Here is a 21,746-nt window from a genome sequence, read left to right as displayed (position 1 = left end):
TCATGCACGCATTGCCGGTCAGTCTCGACGCGCACCGGGTCCGCCCGCAGGCCGATGCCCGCGCCAGCATCGCCAGCGTCAGCGAAGGGCGGGTGGTCTGGGAGCCGATCCGCTCGCTGTGGCTCTCGGTCATGGCGCTGGGCGCGATCGTCGGCGGCGCGCTGACCTTCAGCTGGGGCGCGTTCGCCCTGTTCGTCGTCGCCACCGCGACGGTGCTGCTGCTGGGACATTCCCTGGGCATGCACCGCAAGCTGATCCACGACAGCTTCGCCTGCCCGAAGTGGTTCGAATACCTGCTGGTGTATTGCGGGGTGCAGGTCGGCCTGGCCGGGCCGATCGGCCTGGTCCGCACCCACGATCTGCGCGATTACGCCCAGCGCCTGCCCGACTGCCACGACTACCTCGCCCATCGCCGCCCGTGGCTGATCGATGCTTGGTGGCAATTGCACTGCGAACTGCGCCTGGACGATCCGCCGCGGATCGAGCTGGAGCCGCGCATCGCCGGCGATCGTTTCTATCGCTTCCTGCAGCGCACCTGGATGCTGCAGCACCTGCCCTGGGCGCTGGCCTTCTTCGCCGTCGGCGGCTGGGGCTGGGTGTTCTGGGGCGTGTGCGCGCGCGTGGTCGCCGGCGTGTTCGGCCATTGGCTGATCGGCTACTTCGCCCACAACCACGGCGGCATGCACCACGAAGTGCGCGGCGCCGCAGTGCAGGGCCGCAACGTGCGCTTCGTGTCGCTGCTGACCATGGGCGAGTGCTGGCACAACAACCACCACGCTTTTCCGGATTCGGCGCGGCTGGGGCTGTATCCGGGCGAGTGGGACCCGGGCTGGTGGCTGTTGCGCGGCTGCGAACGCATCGGCCTGGTGCGCGGCCTGCGCCTGCCGGCGGACTTGCCGTCGCGCCCGGAACTTCACCCGCTCGATCCCCCTCCCGCTTCGCCCCTGCCCGCGCGTGCCGCCGCGACGCTTTCCCGCCACTGCCCGCTGACTTCGGCCACACCACGATGAGCGATCTCCCGACTCCCCCGCCGCTGCCGTCCACCACTCCGCCGACGACGCCGCGAACCCCGCTGCTCGCCGAGATCGTCCCGCTGCTGATCGGCACCGCCGTCGGGCTGTTGCTGCGCTGGATCTTCGACGGCGAACCCGGCGAACGCTTCGCGCCGATGCTGCCGATCTTCTTCCTGCTCGCGCCGGCGGCGATCGGCGCGGTCACCGTGTTCGTCGCCGAACGGCTGCACGCACGCAGCGTGCGCTACCACGTGTTCGCGCCGATGGCGACGGTGGTGCTGGTGCTGATCGGCAGCATGGCCGCGCTGTGGGAAGGCATCATCTGCGTGCTGCTGGCGCTGCCGGCGTTCCTGCTGCTGGGCTCGCTGGGCGGCGTGGTGATGGGGCTGCTGTGCCGCCACGCCGGCTGGTCCAAGACCCCGACCGTGTACGGCATCGCCGTGCTGCCGTTGCTGCTCGGCCTGGCCGGCGTCGGCCAGGACACGCCGGTGCGCTACCGCGCGGTCGAACGCAGATTGCTGGTGCAGGCACCGCCGGCCGAGGTCTGGAAGCACCTGCTCGACGCCGACCGCATCCGCGCCGGCGAGGTCGACCGCGCCTGGATGTACCGCATCGGCGTGCCGCTGCCGCTGTTCGGCCTGACCCACCAAACCCCGACCGGGCTGGTGCGCGAGGTGCGCATGGGCCGCGGCATCGCTTTTCGGCAGATGTCCGCCGACTGGCAGCCGCAGCGGCGGGTGCGCTGGCAATACCTGTTCGACGCCGATTCGGTTCCGCCGCGCGCGCTCGACGACCATGTCCGCATCGGCGGCCACTACTTCGACCTGCGCGACACCACCTACACCCTGACTCCGCGCGGGCCGGCGACCGAACTGGCGATCCGCATGGAGTATCGGGTCAGCACCGGCTTCAACTGGTACGCGGTGCCGGTCGCGGATTGGCTGATCGGCGATTTCAGCGAGGTCATCCTCGACTTCTATCGCCGTCGCGCGGAGGCCGTGGCATCGGCGCCGAAGGGGCCGGCTGCGCGCGAGTAAGCGGCCCGCGGCCGCCCGGCCTCGCCGCTGCCCGCTTCGCCGCTCTCCTCGAACCAGGGGCCAGGGCGGGCTTGCTGTTGCCACTGCTCATCCGGCAAGGCCAGAGCGAATTCCCCGTGCTGCGGAAGTCACTGGGCGAGCGCGTCGCGGCGGGCGTCCGCGCCCTAGCCCGCCGCCTTCTTCGCCCGCCGGCTTTCGCGCTTGAGCGGGCCGCCGACAGGGCAGATCTCGAACGCGAACTGGGTCAGGGTATTGACCAGGTTGTCCGGCACCAACCGGTAGACCACGAACTGGCCGCGCCGCTCGCTGTCGATCAGGCCGGCGTTGACCAACACCGACAAATGGCGCGATACCGCCGGTGCGCTCATCTCGAAGCGCGCGGCGATGTCGCCGGCGGTCAGCTCGCGCTCGGACAGGAAGGCCAGGATCTGCCGTCGCGGCGACGAGGCCAGGGCTTCGAAGATCTTGTCCTGCATCATGGGGCACCGCCGTGACCGGTCCGCACGCCGCTCGCGTACCGGCCGATTATAGCCGTGCTTAATTAGCGAATAAGTTAATTGCTTCGGCGCCTCGCCCGCCGCGGCCGCCCCGTCGGGCCGGCCGCGGAACGCGCCGCCGGCTCAGGCGCGCACGCGCTTGGGATAGCCGACCATGCGCTGCAGCTCTTCGTCCCACAGTTTCAGCCGCGCGCACTTCAGGCTCGACCACAGGGTCAGGCGCGGCGCCGCCTGCAGCAGCGGGCTGGATTCGAAGGCCTCGCGCAGGCGGTAGTTGGGAATGCGGCTGGCGAGGTGATGGATGTGGTGGTAGCCGATGTTGCCGGTGAACCAGTGCACGATCCGCGGCAGATCGTAATAGGAGCTGCCGGCGATCGCCGCAGCGTGCGAGTTCCAATCGTCCTTGCGGGTCCAGTAGGCGTCCTCGAAGGTGTGCTGGACGTAGAACAGCCAGACCCCGGCCGCGCCGGCGATCAGCACGATCGGCAGGTGGGTCAGCAGCACCGTCTTCCAGCCCAGCGCATAGCCGAACCCGACCAGGGCCAAGGCCAGGGCGAGGTTGTTGAACAACACGCTGGCCCACTCGCGCTTCCAGGTGAACGGCAGGTCGAACGGAAAGCGGTGCTTGATCACGAACTGGTAGACCGGGCCGATGCCGAGCAGCACCGGCGTGCTGCGGTACAGGCGGTAGCGCAGGCGGCCGAACCAGGACAGGGCGCGGTACTCGGAGACGGTCAGGGTGACGATGTCGCCCATCTCGCGCCGGTCCAGGTTGCCCGAGGTGCCGTGATGGATCGCGTGGGTCTTCTTCCAGTAACCGTAGGGGAACAGGGTCACCACGCCGAGGCAGCGGCCGACCAGGTCGTTGGCGCGGCTGCTGGCGAAGAACGAACCGTGGCCGCAGTCGTGCTGGATGATGAAGGTGCGGACGTACAGACCGGCGGCCGGGATCGCCAGCAGCAAGGTCCAGCCGTAGCCCCAGTCGGCGATCAGGCTCCAGGCCATCAGCGCCCACAGCGCGGCGAACGGGACCAGGGTGTTGATCAGCTGCCAAACGGCCCGGCCGAGGTGGGGCTGGGCGAAGTGCGCGCAAAGCTGACGCAGGTTGCGGGCGGTGACGGGCGAATCGGCGTCGGCGTTCAAGCGGCGGCTCTCGAGAAGGACGCCGCATTGTGGTGAGCGCACTGCGACCTGGCAATGACGTGCGGTCACGTATGTTTGTGATCGCCCGCCATGTTTCGCAACCCGACGCGCGACGGATCGTGCGGCGCAAGCGCGGCACGGCCCCGCCGGATCGCCCCCGCCGGCCCGGTCCGCCCGGCGTATCCCCGGCCGGCACGCCCGGGCTAGGCTATGGCGCATGCCTGCCTGGTACGTCTATGTCATCGAATGCCGCGACGGCAGTCTCTATACCGGCATCGCCGTCGACGTGGAGCGGCGCTACGCCGAGCACGCCGCCGGCAAGGGCGCGCGCTACACCCGCTCGCACCCGCCGGCGCGGCTGCTGGCGCGCTTCCCGCACCCCGACCGTTCGGCGGCCTTGCGCGCCGAATACGCGATCAAGCAGCTGACTCCGGCGGCCAAGCGCGCGCTGTGCGCCGCCGCGCCCGCCGGGTGAGGCTCAGAACAGCGCCCACAGCAGTTTGAGCAGGCCCCACAACGCCACCGCCCACACCGCCGAGCGCAGATAGGGAATGCCGGCCGCGTACACCGGCACGTAGACCAGCCTCGCCCAGAAATAGAGCTGCGCGCCGAGCGCAGTGTCGTCGCTGCCGCGTCCGGCCAGCTGCACCGCCAACGCTGCCGCGGCGAACAGAGGGAAGGTTTCGAGGAAGTTGCGCCAGGCCCGTTCCATCCGCGCCGCCACCCCGGTCAGCGGTTCGGGCGTACCGTCGCGCGCGCCGGCATTCCAGCGCAGACCGCGCTGTGCGGTCATGAAGCCGGCGTTGACCAGCAGGTGGGCGATGCCCAGCGCGATCGACCAGGCCAGCATCTGCAGTTCCGCGCTCATGCTCGTTCCTTCGCAGCGCCGGGTTTCGATTCGGGCCGAACGCGCCGGCTCAGACCGGGCCGTTCGGCAGCAACAGGATCTTACCGTCGCGCTCGCCGGCCGCGGCCGCGGCGACCGCGTCCTTGATCCGGTCCAGGCCGAAGGTGGCCTGGATCCGCGCGCTGAGGGTGCCGGCCGCCACCGCGTGGGCGATCTCGCCGAACACCTGCGCCCGGCGTTGCGGGCTGGCCTGCTGGAACCAACGCGACAACCAGAACCCGCGCAGACTGACGTCGCGGAACACGAAGGCCGCCGGCGAAATCTGGCAGGGCTCGCGGCTCATCGCGCCGTAGTTCACCACCACCCCGCCCTCGCCCAGGGCCTCTGCGATGCGCTGGGTGGCGGTGCCGCCGACCGCGTCGATGCCGAGCCGGATCGGTGCGCCCTGCGCCGCTTCGCGCGCGCGCCGGGCGAGGTCGTCGCCATCGACCAGGACCACGTCGCCGCCGAGCGCGCGCACCGCCTCGGCCGCCGATTCGCGACGGACCACGTTGATCGTGCGCAGGCCGCGCTGGCGCGCGATCTGCACCAGATAGCCGCCCACCGCGGAATTCGCCGCGTTCTGGATCACCCAGTCGCCCGGGTGCAGGACGGCGAATTCGCTCAGCAACAACGAGGCGGTCGGCGGGTTGATGGTGATCATCGCCAACTGCTTGGGGTCGCCCTCGCCGGGCAGCACGACCAGCCCTTGCGCCGGCGCCACCCGATGACTGGTCCAGCTGCCGCCGCCGATCGGCAACAGCACCCGCTGGCCGACCCGCAGCGAATCCACGCCCGGGCCCAGTGCGGCGATCCGGCCCATCCCCTCGTTGCCGCCGACCGCCGGCAACGGCGGCAGCAGGCCGTACTCGCCGGTCAGGGTCAACAGATCGGAAGGATTGATCGGGGCCGCCAATACTTCGATCAGCACCTGGCCGGGCAGCAACGGCGGCGCCTCGAACGGTACCGCCTCGATCACGTCCTGCGGCACCGGGCCGCGATGGGAATATTGCGCCTTGAGCATCGCCCACCTCCGTCGGAACGCCAGGGAAAGCCACGGCGAACCGTCGCGACGGCCCGCCACCGGCGGCCGGCCCTGCGTTGCCGCCGACCGGTCCAGGCCCTCAGCCTACGCCGCCGAGGGTGCAAGCGTCTTGCGTCCAGGTCGCAGCGCTGCGACCCTGCCCTGCCACGTACCGCCCACCGCCCATGCAACCGATCCGTTTCGAACTCGATGCCCACCACGACCACGTCGAACTGAACCAGCTGCTCAAGCTGGTCGGCCTGTGCGACAGCGGCGGCGCCGGCAAGGCCCTGGTCGCCAGCGGCGCGGTCCGGGTCGACGGTCAGGTCGAGCTGCGCAAGACCTGCAAGATCCGCGCAGGGCAGCGGGTGAGCTGCGAGGGCGTGCAGATCCAAGTCTTCGCCGCGCCCTAACCGTTTTTCCGGCAAGGGCGCCGCATGCCACCCGATTCGTTGAATCCGCAGCCAGCGGCCTGAAGCGCGCGCAACGACAGGTTCGCATCAGCGTCCTGTCGTCGCCGCAACGACTTTGCGAGTCCGCTCTTCGCAACGATGCCAACGCGTGGGAACCGGAACCCGCGATGCGATTTTCTTGCGGACGGAAAACGGCCGCCGGAGGACATAGGCGCGGTTCGAAGCGCTTTTAGCGACAGGCGAACCAAGCCAAGGTCACGCCAACGGCAACGCGCTCTCCGCCCGGCACGCCTGGTCGTGCAAGCGCTGCACGTGTTGCGTCGCGATCGCGTAGTCGCGGCTGCCGAGGCTTTCGACGAAGCGGCAGGCGGCGTAGCCGGCGGCCTTGCGCTCGTAGTCGGCCACCCATTGGTCGCGCTCCGGCACGTAGGCCGGATCGCTCGGCCATACGCCGGGACGCGGGCGCAGCGGTTCGCGGATGCCGATCCGCCACGGCTTGGGGCTGAGCCGGGCGCGGAAACAATGCTGGCGCTGGCACATCAGCGCGAACCGCGGGTCGGCGCCGACCGCGGCGAAGAACTCCGCCACCGCCGGTTCGTTGGGGTCGAACACGCGGTGCATCGCCAGCAGGCGCAGCCCGGCCGGCGTGCGGTACAGCCGCAGATGCCAATCCGGGTGGCCGGCGACGAAGGCGCGCACGCGCCGCATCGCCCGGCTCTCGGGACCGCCGTCGGCGGCATGGCGGCGCTTGGACTGGGCGCGGGCGATCAGCGAGAAACCGTACAGGGCGGCAAACAGGGCCAGAAGACCGAAGCCGGTATAAGTGAACCAGCCCACGGCGACCCCGATCGCCAACGACACGAACAGATAGCCGCGGCGCCACGCCGAAACCGGCGCGTCGAAATCGACGTCGGCGAACAGCACCTCGGGCGTGTTGAGACAGCGCGCGCCGTAGCTGTTGCGGGTCACCACCGTTTCGCCATCGCGCTCGACGATCTGTTCGCGGATCGGCAGGCCTTCGGCGTCGTAGGGCACGCGCGGCTCGGTGCGCGCCACGCCGGCCTGTCCGGCGAGCATGCGGTCGAAAGCGTCGCGGGCGCGCACGTCCGCCATCGCCTGGGCCTCGGCCAGACTGGCGTCGGACCAGCCGAAACGGCGCACCGTCAGCGAACGCCGCCCCGAAGGGTGGCCACGCCCGAAACTCTCCTGCACCCGCGCTTCCGCCCAGTACTGCGGAACGATCATCGCCATCCTTGCGCTCCCCTGTGTCCGTGACCGGCCGATTGTACGCAGCGCCGCGGCACTTGACGGCCGTCGCGATCGGCGTAGCATTTTCCTCACGCCCTCGGACAGACCGGCGGCGAATCAACTCCGTGAGGGATTCTCATGGCATACGAATACGATTACCTGGTTTTCATCGGGCGCTTCGAGCCCTTCCACAACGGCCATGCCGCCGTCGCCCGCCACGCGCTGGGCAAGGCGAAGAAGGTCGTCTTCCTGGTCGGTTCCGCCGACACTCCCCGCACCGTCAAGAACCCGTTCACCGTCGCCGAGCGCGCGGTGATGATCCACAGCGCGCTGACCGACGCCGCCGATCGCCTGATCGTGCGCCCGCTGCGCGATCATCTCTACAACGAAAGCCAGTGGATCGCCGCGGTACAGCGCACGGTCGCCGAAGCGGTGCGCCAGGACGGCGGCGGCGAGCAGGCTCGGGTCGGCCTGATCGGCATGGACAAGGACGCCTCCAGCTACTACCTGCGCGAGTTCCCGCAGTGGCCGCTGGTCGACGTCACCCACACCGCGACCTTGTCCGCGACCGAGCTGCGCCGCTATCTGTTCGAAGCCAACCAGCTCGACAGCCACGGCGGGCTGATGCTGATCCGCGCCAACGTGCCCGGGCCGGTGTTCGACATGCTCGAAGCCTTCCGCAAGAACTCTCCGGCGTTCCGCCAGTTGGTCGCCGAGTACCAGTTCCTGGAGCAGTACCGCGCCGCCTGGGCCGACGCGCCCTATCCGCCGACCTTCGTCACCACCGACGCGGTGGTGGTGCATTCCGGGCACGTGCTGCTGGTGCGCCGCCGCGCCGAACCGGGCAAGGGCCTATGGGCGCTGCCGGGCGGCTTCGTCGGCCAGCACGAGGGCCTGCTCGACGCCTGCCTGCGCGAGCTGCGCGAAGAAACCCGGCTCAAGCTGCCGCTGCCGGTGCTGAAGGGTTCGCTCAAGGGCCAGCGCGTATTCGACCATCCCGAACGCAGCGCGCGCGGCCGCACCATCACCCACGCCTACCACTTCGAGTTCCCGGCCGGCGAACTGCCGCCGGTGCGCGGCGGCGACGACGCCGACAAGGCGCGCTGGATCCCGGTCAGCGAGGCGCTGGAGATGAGCCCGCAGTTGTTCGAAGACCACCTGCACATCCTCGAATACTTCCTCGGCCGCGGTTGATCCAAGGGACCGCCCGGCCTTCATGCCGGTGGACAGACCGCCGGCTTCTCCCAGACGCGAAGGAGCTTCCGTCATGCAATGCCTCGACAACCTGCTGCTCAACACCGACAGCTACAAGGCCAGCCATTGGCTGCAGTATCCGCCCGGCACCGACGCCACGTTCTTCTACGTCGAATCGCGCGGCGGCGTGCACGACCGCACGGTGTTCTTCGGCCTGCAGGCGATCCTCAAGGAGTACCTCAGCAAGCCGGTCACCCACGCCGACATCGACGAAGCGCGCGACCTGTTCGCCGCGCACGGCGAGCCGTTCAACGAGGCCGGCTGGCGCGACATCGTCGACCGCCACGGCGGCCTGCTGCCGATCCGCGTGCGCGCCGTGCCCGAAGGCACGGTGGTGCCGACCCATCAGGCCCTGGTGACGATCGAATCCACCGACCCCGCCGCCTACTGGGTGCCCTCCTACCTGGAAACCCTGCTGTTGCGCCTGTGGTATCCGGTGACGGTGGCGACGATCAGTTGGCACGCCAAACAGACCATCCGCCAGTTCCTCGAACGCACCAGCGACGACCCGTCCGGGCAACTGCCGTTCAAGCTGCACGACTTCGGCGCGCGCGGCGTGTCCAGCACCGAATCGGCCGCGCTCGGCGGCGCCGCGCACCTGGTCAACTTCCTCGGCACCGACACCGTCTCCGGCCTGTTGCTGGCGCGGCGCTACTACCACGAACCGATGGCCGGCTATTCGATCCCGGCCGCCGAGCACAGCACCATCACCAGCTGGGGCCGCGAGCGCGAGGCCGAGGCCTACCGCAACATGCTGGCCCAGTTCGCCAAGCCCGGCGCGATCGTCGCGGTGGTCTCCGACAGCTACGACATCTTCCATGCGATCCGCGAGTACTGGGGCAAGACCTTGCGCGAGCAGGTGATCGCCTCCGGCGCGACCCTGGTGGTGCGGCCGGACTCCGGCGACCCGGTCGACGTGGTGCATCAGTGCCTGACCCTGCTCGACGAGGCCTTCGGCCATACCGTCAACGGCAAGGGCTACAAGGTGCTCAACCACGTGCGGGTGATCCAGGGCGACGGCATCAACCCGACCAGCATCCGCGCGATCCTGGAGCGCATCACCAGCTACGGCTACGCCACCGACAACCTCGCCTTCGGCATGGGCGGCGCACTGCTGCAGCGGCTGGACCGCGACACGCAGAAGTTCGCGTTGAAGTGCTCGGCGGCGCGGATCGACGGCGAGTGGATCGACGTTTACAAGGACCCGGTCACCGACAAGGGCAAGTCCAGCAAGCGCGGCCGCATGACCCTGGTGCGGCATCGCGAATACGGCCACTTCAAGACCGTGCCGGTGCCGCAGGACGCGCCTTCGGTGGCCGAAGCGGCGCCGCCGCTGGGTTACGAAGACGCGATGGTGACGGTGTGGGAGGACGGCCGTTTGCTCGCCGACTGGACGTTCGCGCAGGTGCGCGGGTTGGCGGATGCGACGCGGCTGTGAGGCGCCCCTCACCCCAGCCTCCCTCCCGCGAGCGGGAGAGAGGCTCCAAGCCCTCGCCGCTTTCAGATCACGCCCTCGGGTTCCCTCTCCCGCTTGCGGCGACCGAGGGAAGTGCAGAGCTGACAGGGCTAGGGTGAGGGCAACCCGCCCACCATCGACTCCAGGACGACTTCCATGCCGGCCCCCCTCGAAGGGCTAGCGACCGCCGATCCGGGCACGCTCCCGCTCAGCGCGGCCTCTACCCTGTTCCAGCGCCTGCGCGCGACCACGCCGCAACTGGCCCGGCGCGCGCCGGGCGAACACGATGCCGCGCGCTGGCGCGAGCACCGCATCGGCGGGCGCCGCTACCGCGTCGCCCAGCCGGTCACCTTCACCCCCTATGCGGCAGCGCGTCCTTGTTCGGCGCGCTGCCTGTTCTGCTCGGAAAACCTGCGTCCTCACGGCGACGGCGCGATGGCGCAGAGCCTGCGCCCCGGCCCCGACCACTTCCAACGCCTGAGCGCGGCGTTGGCGCAGTTGCGCGGGCTGCCGCTGTCGTGGTCGCTGTCGGGCCTGGAAACCAGCGACGACGAGGACTGGTTCCTGCGCCTGCTGGACGCCCTCGGCGCGGCCGAGCGCGACGGCGCGATCGTCGAAGAACGCGTGCTGTACAGCAACGGCGCCGGCTTCGCCCGCGGTCGCGGCGAAGAACTGATCGCCGCCTTGCGGGATTTCCGCCTGTCCTGGCTGGAACTGTCGCGGCATCACTGCGATGCGGCGCGCAACCAACGCATCATGCGTTTCCGCGAGGGCGAGCCGATCGCCGACGGCGCGCGCTTCGAAACGGTGGCGCGGCGCCTGGCCGCGACGCTGCCGCTGCGCCTGGTGTGCATCCTGCAGCGCGGCGGCATCGACGATGCCGAGGGCGTCGCCGCCTATCTCGACTGGGCCCGCGGCTGCGGCGCCGGCACGGTGATCTTCCGCGAGTTCTCGCGTCTGGACGCCGGCTATCGCGACAACGCCACCCGCCGCTACGTCGAGGCCGAACGCGTGCCGATCGAGCAGGTGCTGGCCGCGTGCATGGACGCGCCGTGGTGGTCGCGCCTGCAGCCGCTGCGCATCACCGAAGGCTATTACTTCTGGAACCTGCAGTTGCACGATCCGCGCAGCGGCCTGAAGGTGGTGTTCGAAGCCTCCGATTACGCCGCCATGCACCGCCGCCATGCCAGCGGCGACGTGTACAAGCTGGTGTTCCACGGCAATGGCCGGCTTTGCGCCGGCTGGCAGCCGGACCGCGACATTCTGTGGGAGCCGCCGCATGGACAGCCGTAGCTGGTTGCTGTTGGAGCCCGATCCGCCCGAGCATCGCCTGCCCGACGATCTGCGCGCCCGCGATGGTCTGGGCGGCCGCGATTGCGGCTGGGTCGCGCAGATGCGTCCGTTCGTGCGCCACTTCAGCCGCCCCGGCGAAACCGTGTTCGACCCGTTCTGCGGCTTCGCCACCACGCTGCTCGCCGCCGCGCTCGAAGACCGTCGCGGCTGCGGCGTGGAGATCGACCCCGAACGCGCCGCGCTCGGTCGCGAGCGGCTGGCGCGCCACGGCGTCGACGCACCCATCGCCACCGGCAGCCTGCCCGACACGCCGGCGCCGCGCGCGTATTCGCTGTGCCTGACCAACGTGCCCTATTTCGGCTGCCGTTGGCCGGGCCGCGACGAGGCCGGACAGTTGTACCTGGAGCGCGACTACGCCGCCTACCTGCAGCGCGTGCGCGACATCTTCCACGCCGTGCGCGAGGCGCTGCCGCAAGGCGGCTACTGCATCGCCATGGCCGAGAACCTGATCGTCGGCGACCGTATGCTGCCGCTGGCCTGGGACCTGGGCCGGGTGCTCGGCAACCTGTTCGTGGCGCGCGAGGAACGCCTGCTCTGCTACGCCCGTCCGCCGCAGCCGCGCGCGCCGGGCGACCCGCGCAGCGATCGCAGCCACGAGTACGCGCTGGTGTTCCAGAAGCAGCCGGAGACGATCTGCCTGCAGAGCACCTGCGACGAATTGGACGCGATGCGCGCCGCCGGTTTCGGCTACACCCTGCACGGCAGCTTCGCCCATTGGCTGGCGCACGGCGAGGAGGCGCTGAAGCGGCCGCCGGCCGACGCCGACCTGCTGCTCGACGACGGCGACCCCGAGGCGCTGGACCGGCTATTGCACTGGCTGCACGAACGCCATTACGAACTGAGCCTGTGGGGCGAGCCGGTACGCCCGCCGCTGCGGCTGGAACGCTGGGCCGAGCATTGGTATCTGCGCGCGCAGCGCCGCGACCGGCTCGGCCGGCTGGTGCGGCTGGACCTGGGACTGGCCAGCCGCCACGCGCAACTGCCGCCGGTGCCGCTGCAGCGCGACGGCTGAGCGGTCGGACTCAGGCCAGTCGGATTCACGCCGGCAAGACCCGACTCGGCACGCGCCGAGCCGCCGGGTTCAAGCCGCTGGCGTCAGGCCCAGCCCGCCGAGATCGAGGTACCAGAACAACGCCGTCTCCTCGCGCAGCGCCGGATCGTGCGCGTAATGCATGCGGTCGTAACCGCCGAGCACGAAACCGTGGCGCGCGTAGAAACGGCAAGCGGCGACGTTGCGGTCCTGGGTCTCCAGCACCACGCCCGGCAAGCCGCGCTCGCGCGCCCAATCGGTCGCCCGTTGCAGCAAGGCCGCGCCGGCGCCGCTGCGGCGCTGTCCGGCGTCGACGGCGATGTCGTCGATCAGGGCCAGGCCGTTCCAAGCGGTCGACACCAGCACGCGGCCGATCACGGTGCCGTCGAGGATCGCGAGGAAACCGGCGGCCTGCTCGCCTTCGAAGTGTTCGTCCAGATCCTCGTCGCCGGGTTCGTCGCCGTAGCGCTTGCGATACGGCGGCAGCGGCTCGATGTCGTAGGCGATCGCCCCGCCCTCGCTGCGCAGCCGCAGGCGCGAATCGACCGCGAAGCTGGAATCGAAAGCGAACGCCGCCGCGGCCAGCGCCGGCGTCAGTGCCACGATGCTCGGGCTCACGCTTTCAACTCCAACGCGAGGATCGCGTCTTGGTAGGTGTTGGCGCCGACCTGGAAACGGCGTTCGCCGACCGGGCGGAAACCGTTGCGCGCATAGAAGGCCAGCGCACGCGCGTTGCCGGCATAGACGCCGAGCAACAACCGGCGCGCGCCGCGCCGGTGCGATTCCTCCACCGCATGCCGCATCAGTTCGCGGCCGACGCCGCCGCCGTGGAAACGCGACAGCAGGTAGATGCGCTTGAGTTCCAGATCGTCTTCGGCCAGGTCGGCCAAGGGCAGCTTGGGCGGCGCGATCAGGGCATACCCCACCGGCGCCGCGCCCAGCGCGGTTTCGGCCAACCAGGCCGCGCCTTGCGGATCGGCCAGCCAGTCCTGATAGAGCGCGGCCGCATGCTGATTGCGGCAATGGGCGACGATATCGGGCCCGTCGAGGATGCCGGCGAAGGTTTCCAGGAAGGTCGCCGCGCCGGCCAAGGCCAGGGCGGCGGCATCGTCGGCGCCGGCGCGACGGATGCGCACGGCGTCGAGGTCGGTATCGGTGGAAGTCATGGGGCTGAGGCCGCAGGGACGATCCGCAGAAGATCGCACGAAGACGCCGCCGCAGGCATCGGCGAAAAGTCGCAACCGCCCCATGCCGACGCCTGAAGCAAAACGCCGGGCGAACCCGGCGTCTTGTCGTGAGAGCGACGAGGGACGTCGAATCACGGCGCCCGCGTTTGCGGACTCCTATCCCGAAACCCCGATCCCCGCCTCAAACCGCAATCACCACCTTGCCGAAGTGCGCCCCATCGCGCAGGTAGGCATAGGCCTCGTTCGCCTGATCGAAGGCGAACACGCGGTCGACCGCCGGCACGATCTTGTTGACGCCGACGAAGCGCGACAGGTCCTCGCCCATCGTCCGGCTGCCGACGTAGATGCCGGCCAGGCGCTTGGCCCCGGCGATCACCGAGAACGGATCGAATTCGCCGGCGAAGCCGCTGACGCCGCCGATCACGGCGATGGTGCCGCCCATGGTCGCCGCGTCGATCGAGCGCTGCAGGGTGCCCTTTCCGCCGACCTCCAGCACCGCGTCGACACCGCGGCCGCCGGTCAGTTCGAGCACGTCGCGCTGCCATTCCGGCTGACTGCGGTAGTTGATCGTGGCGTCGGCGCCGAGCGCCTTGGCGCGGACCAGCTTGTCGTCGCTGGAGGAGGTCACGAAGGCCTGCAGGCCGGCGGCCTTGGCCAGTTGCAGGCCCCAGATCGACACGCCGCCGGTGCCGAGCAGCAGCACGCTGGCCCCGGGGGCCAGCCGCGATTCGACGAACAAGGCATTCCAGGCGGTCACGCCGGCGCAGGTCAGGGTCGCGGCTTCGGCATCGCTCAAGTGCGCCGGCACTGCGAACAGCGAACGTTCGCCGGTCACCAACTCTTCGCTCAACACGCCTTCCGCGCCGCCGCCGAACGCATCGCGGGTCGCATGCGGAGTCGGCGCGCCGTCGTGCCAATGCGGGAAGAAGCTGGTGGCGACGCGATCGCCGACTTTCCAGCGGCCGACCTGGGGACCGATCTCGACGATCTCGCCGACCGCGTCGGAGCCCGGCACCAACGGCGCGTCGGACGGCACCGGATAACTGCCGCCGGCGACCATCAGGTCGCGGTAGTTCAGCGAAACGGCGCGCACGCGCACCCGTACCTGGTCGCCGCTGAGCGGCGCGGATGCGCGTTCGAAAGATTCCAGAGCGCCGATGCCGGCGCCGGCGCGGATGCGATAAGCCTTCATGTCTGTCTCGATAGGGAATGGGGGACGCGGCGCGCCGGAAGCATCGTGGCGATGCGGCGGCGACCGAGTGGGCGTACGATATCGCTTCCGATATCGATCCAGTGGTTCATTTCACTCCGATATTTGTATCCCCATAGGAACCAATATGGCCGTCAACGACCGACTCCTCGGCATCGTCGCCTTCGTCCAATCCGCCGAGGCCGGCGGCTTCGCCACCGCCGCCGAACGCCTGGGCGTGACCCGCTCGGCGATCGGCAAGCGCATCGCGCGCCTGGAACAGCAGCTCGGCGTGCGCCTGTTCCACCGCAGCACCCGCCGCCAGAGCCTGACCGACGACGGCCAGGCCTACTACGAGCGCTGCGTCAAAGCCCTGGCCGAGCTCGACGCCGCCGAGGCCGCGCTCGACAGCGGCCGGCGCGAACCCAGCGGACGATTGCGGGTCAGCGCGCCGGTGCAGTTCGGCCGCCATTGCGTGGCGCCGGTGATGCTGGAACTGGCGCGTCGCCATCCGCGGCTGGAGATCGACCTGTCGTTCAACGACCGCTATGTCGATCTGGTCGAGGAAGGCTACGACCTGTCGATCCGCGTCGGCCGCCTGCCCGACAGCGCCACGCTGGCCGCGCGCCGGTTGACCGAAGAGGGCCTGGGCATCTGCGCTGCGCCCGCCTACCTGGCGCAGCGCGGACTGCCGCGCGACATCGACGGCTTCGCCGGCCACGACGCGATCCTCTATGGCCGCAACGGCCAGAACGTGGCCTGGCAACTGCGCGACGACGACGGCCGGGTGCGCGAGCCGCAGGTCAATGCGCGCCTGCGCTTCGACGATCTGCAGGCGATCGCCGACGCGGCGGTGGCCGGCGCCGGCCTGGCCATGCTGCCGTGCTGGATGCTGTCGCGGCATATCCGCGCCGGCGAACTGCAGCTGGTGATGCACGCCGACCGGGTGGTCGGCACCCGCATCCACGCGCTATGGCCGCATACCCACTACCTGCCGTTGCGTACGCGCGCGGCGATCGACCTGCTGGTGGAGCGGATTCCGGATCTGGTGGCGTGGGATCGGAACGATCGCAATGCCGTGTGCAGGTAGGTGCGGCGGACGGCGCGGATCCTGTGTGGGGGCCGTCGGCCGCGTGCCGTCAACAACAAATCCCGCCGGCCCCCTCACCGTTCCGGCCAGTACCACGCTGGCGCATCCAGCATTCCCTGTCCGACGATGCCGGTCTGGCTGAACTGCTTCTCCAGCCGGATGCTGTTGCAGTCGGCTTCCTGCTCCAAGGCCGCGATCAAGCGCGCAGCGTGCGATACCACCCACACCTGGGTGCGCCGCGACGCGTGCGCGATCAAGCGCGCCAACGCGGGCAACAGGTCCGGGTGCAGGCTGGTCTCGGGCTCGTTCAGCACCATCAACGGCGGCGGCCGCGGCGTGTGCAGCGCGGCGATCCACAACAGATAACGCAGCGTACCGTCGGACAGCTCGGCCGCCGACAGCGGCCGCAACAGGCCGTGCTGATGGAATTCGAGCGCGAACAGCGCCTCGCGGCCAGCGACGTCGACCCGCGCACCGGGAAAGGCATCGCTCACCGCCGCCGCCAAAGCCTGCGGGTCGCCGATCTCCAGGATGGTCTGCCAGGCCGCGGCCAGATCTCGGCCGTCGTGGCTCAGCACCGGCGTGCGCGTGCCCAGCTGCGGTTGCCGCGACGGCGCCTGCGCGTCGCTGCGGAAATGGTCGTAGAAGCGCCAGCCGCGGATGGTCTCGCGCAGGCTCAGCACCTCCGGCGCCGCCTGCGGATCGGCGAGCTGGCCGAACAGGCTGTCGAACGGGTTCAGGCCCTCGGCCGCGACCCGCCAACCGCGCCCCTCGCGCACCCGCGCCAGGCCGGCGCGGCGGTCGACCAGCAGATTGGCCGGGCGCAGGAACGGCCCGGCCCAGATCGCCTCGCGCTTGATCTCCGGATCGTGGGCGAAGCGCGAGCGGCTCGGCATGGGCAGGCCCAAGTCGATCGCATAGCCGTAGTCGTCGCCGGCGAAGCCCAGCCGCAACGCCACCGGCGCCTGCCGGCCGGTGCCCTGCACCGGCACTTCGCCGCGGCGCATGCGCGGCGAGATCGTCTCCGGCCCGGCCCACAGGGTCGAGCCCAGGCCGCCTTCGGCCGCCAGCGCCGGCACCACCCCGCCCTGTGCGGTTTCGGCCAGCAGGCGCAAGGCGCGATAGAGATTGGACTTGCCGCTGCCGTTGGCGCCGGTGACCACGTTGAGCCGCCCCATCGGCAGCACCAGCTCGCGCAGCGATCGGTAGTTGGCGATGGCGAGGGTATGCAGCATGGCGAACACCCGGCAGTGAACGGACGGCCCGGGGCCGCAATGCGGCAGTATCGGCCGCGGTATTCGCAGCCGGTGAGACGCTGCCGACGATGCGTCCGAACGACCGCGCGTCGGACGCCCGCCCGTCCCTCCGACGCGAACCGGCCGCCCGTCGCCACCTGTCAAAGTCGACGGGTCGGCCTGGCCTGAAAACTAGTGTGATGCCGTTATCATTGCCGGGCGTACCACCACCGCGGCGCCCGCCGCCGCGGCTTTCGTTCTGGGGACTCCGGCCGACCTCCCGCTGCAACGCAGCGATGGCCTGCGAGAGGGACGATGGGGTGGCGCAGGCACCGCGGCGCAGACCGCGGCTCTTTCAGGAACGCACGGTCGCCCCAGGCGGCCGTTTCAAGGACTAGACGATGAAAACCGCAAGCAGGGGCATTCAAGTGGTGGCATGCGTGCTCGGAGTGGGCCTGGCGCTGAGCGCCGCGCCGACCTGGGCCCAGCGCAAGAGCGCGCAGGACATCCGCGCCCAGAAGATGACCGAGATCCCCACCTGCTCCAAGAACCTCGGCGCCATCTCCGTGATCGAGCCGGAGGACGGGGTCAACTGGTGGAGCGGCCAGCAGCTGCCGGCCCCGAGCAAGCTGATCAAGGTGTTCGTGCAGAAGTCGCGCTGCTTCACCCTGGTCGACCGCGGCGCCGGCATGGACATGGCGATGCGCGAGCGCGACCTGGCCTCCAGCGGCCAGCTGCGCAACAAGTCCAACATCGGCAAGGGCCAGATCCGCGCCGCCGACTACATCCTGGTGCCGGACCTGATCGCCAAGAACAGCAACGCCGGCGGCAACGCCATCGGCGGCCTGCTCGGCGGTCTGATCGGCGGCAAGGCCGGCGCGGTCGCCGGCAACCTCAACTTCAACAAGAAGACCGCCGACGTGGTCCTGACCGTGACCGACGTGCGCTCCTCCGAGCAGGTCGCGATGGCCGAGGGCAGCGCCAAGAAGACCGACATCGGCTTCGGCGCCGGCGGCACCCTATGGGGCGGCAGCGGCCTGGGCGGCGCCGGCGTGTCCGGCTACGCCAACACCGAAATCGGCCAGGTCATCACCATGGCCTACCTGCAGGCCTACACCAACCTGGTCACCGAACTGGGCGGCCTGTCGGGCAACGCCTCGGCCTCGAACTCGCAGCAGGCGGTGACCGTGGTCAAGGCCGCGCGTCTGTTCGCCAATTCGTCGGGCAGCGGCAAGGTCGTGCGTCCGCTCGACCCGGGCATGATGCTGTACCCGACCGGCAACAAGCAGGGCGCGATGTGGGAAGTCGAGGACGAACTCGGCAACAAGGGCTGGGTGTCTTCGCTGGCGATGGAACTGTCCAAGTAAACCGAGCCGCGCCACGGCGCGTTCGATGCGCAGGGAGGCCGCCGGGCGACCGGCGGCCTTTTTCGTGCCGGCGCGCCGGCGCATGCAGGCCGCGTCGCCTACGCGGCCTTCCCTTGCGGCGCGCGAACGGCGATACATGAGGCTGTCGCCGGCCCGCAACGCGCCGCCGGCGGCGACGCCGTCAAGGAGGATCCATGAAGTCAGTCCCTCGTCTGTGCCTGCTATTGCTGATCGCCGCGCTGTCCGCCTGCACCTGGCACGTGCGCGAGGACAACATCGTGATCGCGCGCGCCGCGCCGGCGGCCGACCTGGCCGCGTTGCGCGCGCAACTGCCGGCTTACCGCATCGAAGAGACCCGCATCGCCGCCGACGGCGCGCAGTTGTATGCGCTGCGCTTCCTGCGCCGCGACGCAGTCGCCACCGTGCTGTACTTCGGCGGCAACGGCTACACCGTCGCCAGGCACGCCGCGACCAGCGCCAAGGCCTATGCCGACGCGCCGGTCAATTTCGTCCTGGTCGATCATCGCGGCTACGGCGCGAGCACCGGCACGGCTTCGCTGGAGGCGCTGCTGGCCGACGCCGGCACGGTCTACGATCGCATGCGCGAGGACCCGGAGCTGGCCGGCCTGCCGCTGATCGTGCACGGCCACTCGCTGGGCAGCTTCATGGCCGGGCGGGTGGCGGCCCATCGCCGCCTCGACGGCCTGATTCTGGAAAGCTCGGTGACCAGCTTCGAGGACTGGGGCGCGCACATGCGTTCGCGGCAGAAGCTGTGGGCGCGGATGCTGGTGCGGCGCGTCGCTCCCGCCGGGGCGCTGGTCGGCCAGGGCAACCGCCCCGTCGTCGAAGCGCTGGACGAACCGGTGCTGTTCGTCGCCGGCGAACACGACGTCGCCACCCCGCCGCGCTTCGCCGAAGCCCTGTTTCAGGCCACGCCGCTGCCCGAGGGGCGCAAGCGCCTGCTGATCGTGCCGGCGCGCAATCATACTAACGCCGCCGATTCGCCCGAATTCCGCCAAGCCCTGTCCGCGTTCCTTGCCGAGTCCGTCGCTCCCCGGCCGGCCGGTTGACCCTTCCGTCTCTTCCCCTTCCACCGCTGCCCACGGAGCCGCCATGACCGCTTCCGACCGCAACCTGCGCCTGGACTACCTCGAATCCGCCGTCGCCGACATCGCCGCCGCCAAGGCCTTCTACGGCGCCGCTTTCGGCTGGACCTTCACCGACTACGGCCCGGACTACTGCGAATTCGACGACGGCCGCATGAAGGGCGGCTTCAACGCCCATGTCGCGCCCAAGCCGGGCGGTGCGCTGGTGGTGAGCTGCGCCGACGATCTCGCCGATGCCCGGCGCCGGGTCGAAGCGGCCGGTGCGCCGATCGTCGCCGAGCACGAATTCCCGGGCGGCCGCCGCTTCCACTTCGTCGACCCCGACGGCTACGAACTGGCGGTGTGGTCGGACCGCTGAAGCGCCGTCCCGGGCCGCGCCGGCTAAACCGCAGCCGGCGCGGCGCTTTTCCAGGAGAACGCACGATGGCATTGGACGCGATAGGCGACGTATTGGGCGGCGCCTTGAGGCTGCTCGGACGCGTGCTGTTCGAAGGCGTGGTCGAACTGTTGCTGCACGGCACCGGCTGGGTGCTGTTGAAGCCGTTCTACGGCAAGAAGGAACCTGGCGAGGCATTGTGCGCGCTGGTCGGACTCGCGGCTTGGACCGCGTTCGCGGCCGCGGCCTTCTTCGCTTACCGCTACCTGCATCCGCCCGGGTAGCGTCCGGCCGCCGCGCGCGACGCGCCGCCGCCTGCCGCTACACCTGCGCGTTCTTCCATCGCCCCCGGGTGAACAGCCACAGAGTGAACACGCCGACCGCGGTCTCGGACACGAACACGCCCCAGAACACGCCGGAGTGCTGCCAGTCCAGCGAGATCGCCAGCAGGTAGGACAGCGGGATCTGGATCAGCCAGAAGAACACCACGTTGATCTTGGTCGGGGTCATGGTGTCGCCGGCGCCGTTGAAGGCCTGCACGGTGACCATCCACCAGCCGTAGATGAAGAACGAGTACGACAGGATCCGCAGCCATTCGGCGCCGATCCGCACCACCTCGGGATCGGCGGTGAAGATGCTCACCAACTGCCGCGGCAGGGCGAAGAACAGCACCGAGATCGCGACCAGATAGGCCATGTTGTACCAGCCGATCCGCCACACCGAGGCCTCGGCGCGCTCCGGATGGCCGGCGCCGAGGTTCTGTCCGACCAGGGTCGCGGCCGCGTTGGACATGCCCCAGGCCGGCATCATCGTGAACATCATGATGCGGATGGCGATGGTCGCGCCGGCCACGGCCTCGCTGCCGATGCTGGCGAGGATGCGCATCAGGAAGATCCACGAGGTCATCGCCACGATCATCTGGCCGACCCCGCCGAGCGAGGTGCGCACGATGTTCCACAGCATGGCGCCGCGCCACACCAGCTGCGCCGCGGTCACCCGGATGTGCTTGCCGCCGCGGAACAGCACCCACAACTGGTAGGCCACGCCGATGCCGCGCCCGATGTTGGTGGCGATCGCCGCGCCCTCGATGCCGAGTTCGGGCGCCGGCCCCAGGCCGAAGATCAGGATCGGGCACAGCAGGATGTTGAGGCCGTTGGACAGCCACAGCACCCGCATCGCGATCGCCGCGTCGCCGGCGCCGCGGAAGATCGCGTTGATCACGAACAGCAGCATGATCACCGCGTTGCCGCCGAGCATCCACTGCGTGTAGCGGTAGCCGTGCTCGATGCTCCAAGCGTCGGCGCCCATCAGCCGCAACAGGTCCTGGGCATAGACGATGCCGGTCAGCGCCGGCAACACCGATACCAGCAGGGCGATGAAGATCGCCTGCACCGCGGTGATGCCGGCTTCCTCGCGCTTGCCTTCGCCGATGCGCCGGGCCACCACCGCGGTCACCGCCATCGCCAGGCCCATCGCCACCGCATACAGCAGGAACAGATAGCTCTCGGTCAGCCCGACCGTGGCCACCGCCGACGGCCCGAGCTTGGCGACGAAGAAGATGTCGACCACCGCGAAGGTGGACTCCAGCACCAGTTCCAGCACCATCGGCACTGCGAGCAGGAACACGGCGCGGCGCAACGGAATCTTGGTGTAATCGGCATCGGTGCCGCGCACCGCTTCGCGCAGCTCGCGCCACAGCGAAGGCGGTGCGGCGGTCGGTTCGACGGCGGAGAGGTCCTGGGTCATCGCAGGCTCCGTGCAGTGATGGCACCGCCCGATGATAGGGGCCCTGCCCGGCTTGGCTAGTGACAACAGTCCGATGAATCGGGGGCCGTTTGGCGG

At 69.9% G+C, this 21,746-nt stretch carries 23 protein-coding genes; 13 read left to right on the top strand and 10 right to left on the bottom strand.

Annotation, left to right across the window (positions count from 1 at the left end; genetic code table 11):
* Nucleotides 1-2: 2 nt before the first annotated feature.
* A complete protein-coding gene (locus V2J18_RS06395; protein ID WP_336131334.1) occupies nucleotides 3-1,010 on the top strand; it encodes an acyl-CoA desaturase in 1,008 nt (335 codons plus the stop codon).
* Complete coding sequence (locus V2J18_RS06390; protein WP_336131333.1) at nucleotides 1,007-2,050, top strand: SRPBCC family protein; 1,044 nt, start codon at nucleotides 1,007-1,009, stop codon at nucleotides 2,048-2,050. The genes V2J18_RS06395 and V2J18_RS06390 overlap by 4 nt, the downstream gene beginning before the upstream one ends.
* A 164-nt stretch (nucleotides 2,051-2,214) precedes the next feature.
* Here the strand turns inward: V2J18_RS06390 and V2J18_RS06385 are convergent, their stop codons facing one another.
* Together V2J18_RS06385 and V2J18_RS06380 are read right to left on the bottom strand one after the other, a co-directional pair.
* Nucleotides 2,215-2,529, bottom strand: coding sequence for a metalloregulator ArsR/SmtB family transcription factor (locus V2J18_RS06385; protein WP_064746106.1), 315 nt, complete (start codon nucleotides 2,527-2,529; stop codon nucleotides 2,215-2,217).
* Between the two features lie 141 nt (nucleotides 2,530-2,670).
* Nucleotides 2,671-3,690 carry a fatty acid desaturase gene (locus V2J18_RS06380; RefSeq protein ID WP_336131332.1) on the bottom strand — a complete coding sequence of 340 codons (1,020 nt, stop codon included), beginning with the start codon at nucleotides 3,688-3,690 and terminating at the stop codon, nucleotides 2,671-2,673.
* A gap of 217 nt (nucleotides 3,691-3,907) precedes the next feature.
* Here V2J18_RS06380 and V2J18_RS06375 point away from each other — a divergent pair, with 217 nt between their 5' ends.
* Nucleotides 3,908-4,165 (top strand): GIY-YIG nuclease family protein, encoded by a 258-nt coding sequence (locus V2J18_RS06375; protein WP_064746108.1) that lies wholly within the window; start codon nucleotides 3,908-3,910, stop codon nucleotides 4,163-4,165.
* 3 nt (nucleotides 4,166-4,168) lie between these two features.
* Here the strand turns inward: V2J18_RS06375 and V2J18_RS06370 are convergent, their stop codons facing one another.
* Together V2J18_RS06370 and V2J18_RS06365 are read right to left on the bottom strand one after the other, a co-directional pair.
* The gene (locus tag V2J18_RS06370; RefSeq protein WP_336131331.1) at nucleotides 4,169-4,558 is read right to left on the bottom strand and encodes an MAPEG family protein; all 390 of its coding nucleotides are present in this window, start codon (nucleotides 4,556-4,558) and stop codon (nucleotides 4,169-4,171) included.
* Nucleotides 4,559-4,607: 49 nt separating this feature from the next.
* The gene (locus V2J18_RS06365; protein WP_064746110.1) at nucleotides 4,608-5,600 is read right to left on the bottom strand and encodes a zinc-dependent alcohol dehydrogenase family protein; all 993 of its coding nucleotides are present in this window, start codon (nucleotides 5,598-5,600) and stop codon (nucleotides 4,608-4,610) included.
* Between the two features lie 185 nt (nucleotides 5,601-5,785).
* Here V2J18_RS06365 and V2J18_RS06360 point away from each other — a divergent pair, with 185 nt between their 5' ends.
* The gene (locus V2J18_RS06360; RefSeq protein ID WP_064746111.1) at nucleotides 5,786-6,013 is read left to right on the top strand and encodes an RNA-binding S4 domain-containing protein; all 228 of its coding nucleotides are present in this window, start codon (nucleotides 5,786-5,788) and stop codon (nucleotides 6,011-6,013) included.
* Between the two features lie 255 nt (nucleotides 6,014-6,268).
* Here the strand turns inward: V2J18_RS06360 and V2J18_RS06355 are convergent, their stop codons facing one another.
* A complete protein-coding gene (locus V2J18_RS06355; protein ID WP_261369973.1) occupies nucleotides 6,269-7,264 on the bottom strand; it encodes a hypothetical protein in 996 nt (331 codons plus the stop codon).
* 135 nt (nucleotides 7,265-7,399) lie between these two features.
* Here V2J18_RS06355 and V2J18_RS06350 point away from each other — a divergent pair, with 135 nt between their 5' ends.
* The 4 genes from V2J18_RS06350 to V2J18_RS06335 all read left to right on the top strand — a co-directional run bounded on the left by V2J18_RS06350 (nucleotide 7,400) and on the right by V2J18_RS06335 (nucleotide 12,336).
* Entirely contained in the window at nucleotides 7,400-8,455 is a 1,056-nt protein-coding gene (locus tag V2J18_RS06350) for a bifunctional nicotinamide-nucleotide adenylyltransferase/Nudix hydroxylase (RefSeq protein WP_064746112.1), read from the top strand.
* A 73-nt stretch (nucleotides 8,456-8,528) separates the two neighbouring features.
* Entirely contained in the window at nucleotides 8,529-9,953 is a 1,425-nt protein-coding gene (locus V2J18_RS06345; protein WP_336131330.1) for a nicotinate phosphoribosyltransferase, read from the top strand.
* A 174-nt stretch (nucleotides 9,954-10,127) separates the two neighbouring features.
* A complete protein-coding gene (locus tag V2J18_RS06340; protein ID WP_064746114.1) occupies nucleotides 10,128-11,264 on the top strand; it encodes a radical SAM family protein in 1,137 nt (378 codons plus the stop codon).
* Nucleotides 11,251-12,336, top strand: coding sequence for a DNA methyltransferase (locus tag V2J18_RS06335; RefSeq protein ID WP_336131329.1), 1,086 nt, complete (start codon nucleotides 11,251-11,253; stop codon nucleotides 12,334-12,336). The genes V2J18_RS06340 and V2J18_RS06335 overlap by 14 nt, the downstream gene beginning before the upstream one ends.
* Before the next feature lie 69 nt (nucleotides 12,337-12,405).
* Here V2J18_RS06335 and V2J18_RS06330 read toward each other — a convergent pair whose 3' ends face one another.
* The 3 genes from V2J18_RS06330 to V2J18_RS06320 all read right to left on the bottom strand — a co-directional run bounded on the left by V2J18_RS06330 (nucleotide 12,406) and on the right by V2J18_RS06320 (nucleotide 14,733).
* Nucleotides 12,406-12,972 carry a GNAT family N-acetyltransferase gene (locus tag V2J18_RS06330; protein ID WP_336131328.1) on the bottom strand — a complete coding sequence of 189 codons (567 nt, stop codon included), beginning with the start codon at nucleotides 12,970-12,972 and terminating at the stop codon, nucleotides 12,406-12,408.
* On the bottom strand, nucleotides 12,969-13,520 hold the full coding sequence (locus tag V2J18_RS06325) for a GNAT family N-acetyltransferase (RefSeq protein WP_064746117.1): 552 nt from the start codon (nucleotides 13,518-13,520) through the stop codon (nucleotides 12,969-12,971). The genes V2J18_RS06330 and V2J18_RS06325 overlap by 4 nt, the downstream gene beginning before the upstream one ends.
* Before the next feature lie 202 nt (nucleotides 13,521-13,722).
* Complete coding sequence (locus tag V2J18_RS06320; RefSeq protein WP_336131327.1) at nucleotides 13,723-14,733, bottom strand: zinc-dependent alcohol dehydrogenase family protein; 1,011 nt, start codon at nucleotides 14,731-14,733, stop codon at nucleotides 13,723-13,725.
* Between the two features lie 145 nt (nucleotides 14,734-14,878).
* Here V2J18_RS06320 and V2J18_RS06315 point away from each other — a divergent pair, with 145 nt between their 5' ends.
* Nucleotides 14,879-15,820, top strand: a complete 942-nt coding sequence (locus V2J18_RS06315) for a LysR family transcriptional regulator (protein ID WP_064746119.1) — start codon at nucleotides 14,879-14,881, stop codon at nucleotides 15,818-15,820.
* Nucleotides 15,821-15,894: 74 nt separating this feature from the next.
* Here V2J18_RS06315 and V2J18_RS06310 read toward each other — a convergent pair whose 3' ends face one another.
* Nucleotides 15,895-17,055, bottom strand: coding sequence for an AAA family ATPase (locus V2J18_RS06310; protein WP_064746177.1), 1,161 nt, complete (start codon nucleotides 17,053-17,055; stop codon nucleotides 15,895-15,897).
* A gap of 401 nt (nucleotides 17,056-17,456) precedes the next feature.
* Here V2J18_RS06310 and V2J18_RS06305 point away from each other — a divergent pair, with 401 nt between their 5' ends.
* The 4 genes from V2J18_RS06305 (at nucleotide 17,457) to V2J18_RS06290 (ending at nucleotide 20,188) form a co-directional block, all read left to right on the top strand.
* Nucleotides 17,457-18,422 carry a CsgG/HfaB family protein gene (locus tag V2J18_RS06305; RefSeq protein WP_064746120.1) on the top strand — a complete coding sequence of 322 codons (966 nt, stop codon included), beginning with the start codon at nucleotides 17,457-17,459 and terminating at the stop codon, nucleotides 18,420-18,422.
* 194 nt (nucleotides 18,423-18,616) lie between these two features.
* Entirely contained in the window at nucleotides 18,617-19,492 is an 876-nt protein-coding gene (locus V2J18_RS06300; RefSeq protein ID WP_079247975.1) for an alpha/beta hydrolase, read from the top strand.
* 43 nt (nucleotides 19,493-19,535) lie between these two features.
* On the top strand, nucleotides 19,536-19,886 hold the full coding sequence (locus V2J18_RS06295; protein WP_064746122.1) for a VOC family protein: 351 nt from the start codon (nucleotides 19,536-19,538) through the stop codon (nucleotides 19,884-19,886).
* Between the two features lie 65 nt (nucleotides 19,887-19,951).
* Nucleotides 19,952-20,188: a hypothetical protein gene (locus tag V2J18_RS06290; protein ID WP_141233297.1), complete on the top strand. Its 237-nt coding sequence runs from the start codon at nucleotides 19,952-19,954 to the stop codon at nucleotides 20,186-20,188.
* Between the two features lie 37 nt (nucleotides 20,189-20,225).
* On the opposite strand, the gene V2J18_RS06285 is transcribed toward V2J18_RS06290, so the two are convergent.
* A complete protein-coding gene (locus tag V2J18_RS06285) occupies nucleotides 20,226-21,650 on the bottom strand; it encodes an MATE family efflux transporter (RefSeq protein WP_064746124.1) in 1,425 nt (474 codons plus the stop codon).
* Nucleotides 21,651-21,746 lie beyond the last annotated feature (96 nt).

The organism is Lysobacter firmicutimachus, from assembly GCF_037027445.1.
GTDB lineage: Bacteria > Pseudomonadota > Gammaproteobacteria > Xanthomonadales > Xanthomonadaceae > Lysobacter > Lysobacter firmicutimachus.
This window is presented reverse-complemented; position numbering and strand designations above follow the sequence as displayed.